The organism is Limosilactobacillus coleohominis (assembly GCF_016901675.1).
Classification (GTDB): domain Bacteria; phylum Bacillota; class Bacilli; order Lactobacillales; family Lactobacillaceae; genus Limosilactobacillus; species Limosilactobacillus intestinavium.
The window spans coordinates 1-1,199 of the sequence record NZ_JACJKU010000153.1 but is presented as its reverse complement, the minus strand read 5'-3'; the positions used below and the strand labels follow the sequence as shown (position 1 = coordinate 1,199).

At 36.4% G+C, this 1,199-nt stretch carries 1 protein-coding gene; it reads left to right on the top strand.

Going from position 1 to position 1,199, the window contains the following annotated elements:
- Window positions 1-191 precede the first annotated feature (191 nt).
- Window positions 192-1,070 carry a sulfite exporter TauE/SafE family protein gene (locus H5975_RS08200; RefSeq protein ID WP_204785619.1) on the top strand — a complete coding sequence of 293 codons (879 nt, stop codon included), beginning with the start codon at window positions 192-194 and terminating at the stop codon, window positions 1,068-1,070.
- The last annotated feature ends 129 nt before the right edge of the window (window positions 1,071-1,199 follow it).

Here is a 1,199-nt window from a genome sequence, read left to right as displayed (position 1 = left end):
TATCGTAAGGCCTTCTACCAAGAGATATCACAGCTCCATCAACCAATAATCAATTGGTCAGTATTATTTATTTGAGTCCAGTGGCTAACTTATTCTTGAAATTTAGGATTTTATTAACATCTACTCTTATTGCTTAAATTTCATAAGCATACTATACTAAATAGAATTAATTTAATCTTGAGGAATATATTATGATTTTAAAAATAATTTTAGCAATTGTTTTTGCCGCTATTGTCTGGCTAGCCTTTGAAATTATTTTCCATGCCCGTAAAGACCCTACTAGTCGTGTCTTTAAATTTAATATTATTGGGTTCTTTATCGGCTTACTCAGCGACTTTGGTGACACACTTGGGATTGGTAATTTTGGTACTACCACTCCTTTATACAGAGTAACTAAATTTATGCCTGACGAACGTTATCTACCTGGAACCTTGAATGCCATCCAAGCAATTCCTACCATGACTGAATCATTCTTTTTCCTTACAGCAGTGCCAGTTGAATTAGGAACACTAATTCCCATGGTGATTGCTGCTGTGGTAGGAGCTTACTCTGGTAGTAGAATTGTTGTCCACTGGGAAACAGCTCTTATTCAAAAGGTCATGGCATTTGCATTAACGATTACTTCTTTGTTAATGTTAGCTAACAAAATGGGCTGGATCGGATTAATTGCCACTAATAATAGTGCGTATGGTTTGCATGGCTGGCCTTTAGTAATCGGCATTGTTGGTAATTTTATTCTTGGTGTATTAATGACTGCTGGTGTTGGCCTTTATGCTCCTTGTATGGTGCTTGTTTACCTGCTTGGAATGAAACCAATTGCAGCATTCCCAATTATGATGCTTTCTTGTGCATTATTAATGCCAGTGGCTAGTTTTAACTTCATTCGCGAAGGTCGGGTTTCTTATCGTGGCGTTTTTGGATTCCTAATTGGTGGAATTCTGGGTGTTTATATTGCTGCTACATTTGTTAAGAGTTTGCCAATGCGGGTGCTAACATGGTTAATCGTAATTGTTTGTTTATGGACTGCGTACCAGCTTTATCGTTCATCCATTATCAATCGGAAATCATAAAATAACATAGCAATATAAAAAGGCTCTTTGTCAAATCCTGTTGATAGGTAAGAATCAGGTTATGCAACCTGGTTCTTTTTTTGTGCCATTTGACGATAATAAATGCGGTAGACCATATGATCAAAATTA

Excerpts from the sequence above, each read along its gene's own strand:
- H5975_RS08200 (WP_204785619.1), top strand. The coding sequence starts at position 192 with ATGATTTTAAAAATAATTTTAGCAATTGTTTTTGCCGCTATTGTCTGG.